Source organism: Mesorhizobium sp. M2A.F.Ca.ET.039.01.1.1, assembly GCF_003998035.1.
GTDB lineage: Bacteria > Pseudomonadota > Alphaproteobacteria > Rhizobiales > Rhizobiaceae > Mesorhizobium.
On the sequence record NZ_RZRY01000704.1, the window covers coordinates 1 to 3,158 of the forward strand.

At 63.3% G+C, this 3,158-nt stretch carries 5 protein-coding genes; 1 reads left to right on the plus strand and 4 read right to left on the minus strand.

Going from position 1 to position 3,158, the window contains the following annotated elements:
* Positions 1 to 15: 15 nt before the first annotated feature.
* The 3 genes from EOA24_RS32170 to folE form a co-directional block, all read right to left on the minus strand.
* The gene (locus EOA24_RS32170) at positions 16 to 981 is read right to left on the minus strand and encodes a patatin family protein (RefSeq protein ID WP_126083781.1); all 966 of its coding nucleotides are present in this window, start codon (positions 979 to 981) and stop codon (positions 16 to 18) included.
* 84 nt (positions 982 to 1,065) lie between these two features.
* Positions 1,066 to 1,524: a phosphoribosyl-AMP cyclohydrolase gene (hisI, locus tag EOA24_RS32175; protein WP_126082342.1), complete on the minus strand. Its 459-nt coding sequence runs from the start codon at positions 1,522 to 1,524 to the stop codon at positions 1,066 to 1,068.
* Positions 1,525 to 1,562: 38 nt separating this feature from the next.
* Positions 1,563 to 2,195, minus strand: a complete 633-nt coding sequence (gene folE, locus EOA24_RS32180) for a GTP cyclohydrolase I FolE (RefSeq protein ID WP_127258703.1) — start codon at positions 2,193 to 2,195, stop codon at positions 1,563 to 1,565.
* 236 nt (positions 2,196 to 2,431) lie between these two features.
* On the opposite strand from folE, the gene EOA24_RS32185 reads away from it, so the two are divergent.
* Positions 2,432 to 2,878 (plus strand): iron-sulfur cluster assembly scaffold protein, encoded by a 447-nt coding sequence (locus EOA24_RS32185; protein ID WP_126082343.1) that lies wholly within the window; start codon positions 2,432 to 2,434, stop codon positions 2,876 to 2,878.
* Positions 2,879 to 2,887: 9 nt separating this feature from the next.
* Here the strand turns inward: EOA24_RS32185 and EOA24_RS32190 are convergent.
* A partial coding sequence (locus EOA24_RS32190; protein ID WP_245501903.1) for a LysR substrate-binding domain-containing protein occupies positions 2,888 to 3,158 on the minus strand: 271 nt, incomplete at its 5' end.

Sequence of the window (3,158 nt, forward strand, 5' to 3'; positions counted from 1 at the left end):
CTGAAGTAGCGGAATTCAGACCAGAACGGACTGCAGGCGGGTCAATTCGCTGATCTGGGACATCGTCGCCTGGTAGCCGAGGCTGATCGCCTCGTCGGCGCGATGGAATTCCGTCAGGCCGATATGGCTGAGTTTCGGCTGCAGTGACATATCCGGCGGATCGCCGGCCAGCCTGGCGCGCGAAATCCGGTCCTGGATGATGTTGAAGGCCTCGACCATGACGCCGGTGATGCCGAGGCGGCTCTGGTGCGACTGGGGATTGACCTGGCCGGGGCGCGGAGCGTCTTTCTCGACGACCAGTTCGCCGGCGCTGTGCTTGATGACGGCGGCGCGCCCGAAGAGGTCATAATGCAGGTTGACCGCCACGACGAGCGGCTGCTCGTAGGCGCGGCAGACCGAGACCGGCACCGGATTGACCAGCGCGCCGTCGACCAGCATGCGGCCGTTGCAGGCCACCGGCTCGAAGACGCCGGGCAGCGCGTAGGAAGCGCGCATGGCGGTGACGAGCGAGCCGCTCGACAGCCAGATCTCGTGGCCGGTGCGGATTTCGGAAGCGACGGCGACAAAGGGTTTCGACAGATCGTCGAAGCGGGCGCCGTCGAGATGCTCGCGTAGGCGCTGGTCGAGCTTCATGCCGCCGAACAGGCCGCTGCCGCGCAGATTGAGGTCGAGCAGGCCGAAGATGCGCCGCTTGGTCAGGCTTCTGGCGAACTCCTCCAGCTCGTCGAGCTTGCCGGCAAGATAACAGCCACCGACCAGGGCACCGACCGAGGTACCGGCGATCATCGACACTTCGATGCCGGCTTCGTCGAGCGCGCGCAGCACGCCGATATGGGCCCAGCCGCGCGCGCAGCCGCCGCCGAGCGCCAGCGAGATGCCGGTCTTCCTGCCGGACTTAGGATCTGGCAAGCCGCCGGACGATGCGGGGCCGTTGGCCTCTCGAAGGTCAGGTTTGCTGCGCAATGACGCCCATTCGAGCATCATGATCTCCCTTGTCCCGTATCCCTTGTACCGCAAGGATATTTGAGAATAGTGAATCTGAGTGGTTTGTGAATATTGAATGGTTCACACCGGCTTCCGATACGTTTCTTCCGCATCGAACAGCGGCCTGCTGCCGTCGCCGGCAAGCGTTGCTTTGCCGTCATTCAGCCCCACCGTCCGATAAAAACAAGAACGCCGTCCGGTGTGGCAGGTTGCGTCGTGGCCCAACACTTTCACGCGCAACCATATCGCGTCCTGGTCACAATCCGTGCGCATCTCGACGACCTGCTGGAAGTTGCCCGAGGTCTCGCCCTTCTTCCACAGCGCATTGCGCGAGCGCGACCAGTAGTGTGCAATGCCGGTTTCCAGCGTAAGCGCCAGCGCCTCGGCATTCATATGCGCGACCATCAACAGCATGCCGTCACCGGCGTCGGTGACGACGACGGTGACGAGGCCCGCGGCGTCGAAGCGCGGAGAAAAGACGGAGCCTTCCTCCAGCGCTTTCTTGTCTGACGGAGCTTTCGGGAATTCGACTGCCGACATCGCCGGTCCTTATATGTTTGGCCGGCGACGGTCGATCATCAGCCGCCTGCGCGCACCATGGTGACGAAGCGGACCTGCTCCTCGGGCGTATCCTTGAAGACGCCGGTGAAGGTCGAGGTCAGCGTGGTCGAGCCCTGCTTGCGGATGCCGCGCATGGCCATGCACATGTGCTCGGCCTCGAGCATGACGGCGACGCCGCGCGGGTTGAGCACGTCCTGGATGACGCCGGCGATCTGCGCGGTCATCGCTTCCTGAGTCTGCAGGCGGTGGGCGAAGATGTCGACCACGCGCGCGATCTTCGACAGGCCGACAACCTTGCCGTCCGGCAGATAGCCGACATGCGCCTTGCCGATGATCGGCACCATGTGATGCTCGCAATGCGAATGGAACTTTATGTCCTTGACGATGACGAGGTCGTCATAGCGGGCAACCTCCTCGAAGGTACGGCCAAGCTCGTCGGCCGGGCACATGTCGTAGCCGTTGAACATCTCGCGGAAGGCTTTGGTGACACGCTTCGGCGTATCGACCAGGCCTTCGCGATCCGGATTGTCGCCGGTCCAGCGCAGCAATGTGCGCACGGCGGCCTCGACCTCGGCTTCGCTCGGCCGGTCGGTGACGGGCTTGTCCAAATATTGTGAAGGGGGCATGATTTTCTTGATGACGGCATCCATAAAGGCGTCTCCCGTAGTCCCACTCAAAGGTGGGACGAGTTGAACGGACCATGACCTTTTGGGTGAAAATCGCCCATTTCCATCCCGCAAGCGGCGTGAACAGCGGGGCAACGAAGGCAGCTTCCGGCCGCCTTGTCGATGCCCGACTGCCACCATTATATATGGTTGGAGCGGAGCGAAAGGAAGACGCGAGAGCGGCAAACCCTGTTCGCTGGGCGGCGACGGATTGGAAAAATATGATCGACGACGTCTACAATGCGAAAATTCTCGGCTTCGCCGGAAACATCGGGCGTATCGGCCGGCTCGATCATCCCGACGCGACCGCCAGGGCGCATTCCAAATTGTGCGGCTCGACCGTGACCGTCGACCTCAAGATGGATGGCGACGTGGTGACCGATTTCGCCCATGAGGTGAAGGCCTGCGCGCTCGGCCAGGCCTCTTCTTCGATCATGGCCCAGCATGTGGTCGGCGCCAACGCCGGCGAATTGCGCGCCGTGCGCGAAACCATGCTGAAGATGCTGAAGGAGAATGGCGCGCCGCCGGAAGGCCGCTTCGCCGACCTCAAATATCTGGAACCGGTGCGCGACTACAAGGCGCGCCACGCGTCCACCATGCTGACCTTCGACGCGGTGGTCGACGCGATCGGCCAGATCGAGAAGAAGCGCGCCGGACAGGCGGCGTGAGGACACGGCTTAGGCCGCTCCCCTGGTTACAGCGAATTCGCTTCGGATCCAGTCGGCGAACGCCTTGGCGGGTTCGGCCAGATCCGACAAGTTCCTGGCCACCAGCCAGTAGGCGCCGGAAGCGACATCGATATCGAACGGCTTGATCAAAGTCCCCGAAGCGAGCTCCTCGCCGACCTGCAGGAGGTCGCCGAGCGCCACGCCATGGCCGAGCAGCGCGGCCTGTTTGGAAAGCGAGACGTCGGTCAGCATCGGGCCGCGCGCGGGGACCGCCTCGGCG

Coding starts and splice junctions, on each gene's coding strand:
- EOA24_RS32170 (WP_126083781.1), bottom strand. CDS start 981: ATGCTCGAATGGGCGTCATTGCGCAGCAAACCTGACCTTCGAGAGGCC.
- hisI (WP_126082342.1), bottom strand. CDS start 1,524: ATGTCGGCAGTCGAATTCCCGAAAGCTCCGTCAGACAAGAAAGCGCTG.
- folE (WP_127258703.1), bottom strand. CDS start 2,195: ATGGATGCCGTCATCAAGAAAATCATGCCCCCTTCACAATATTTGGAC.
- EOA24_RS32185 (WP_126082343.1), top strand. CDS start 2,432: ATGATCGACGACGTCTACAATGCGAAAATTCTCGGCTTCGCCGGAAAC.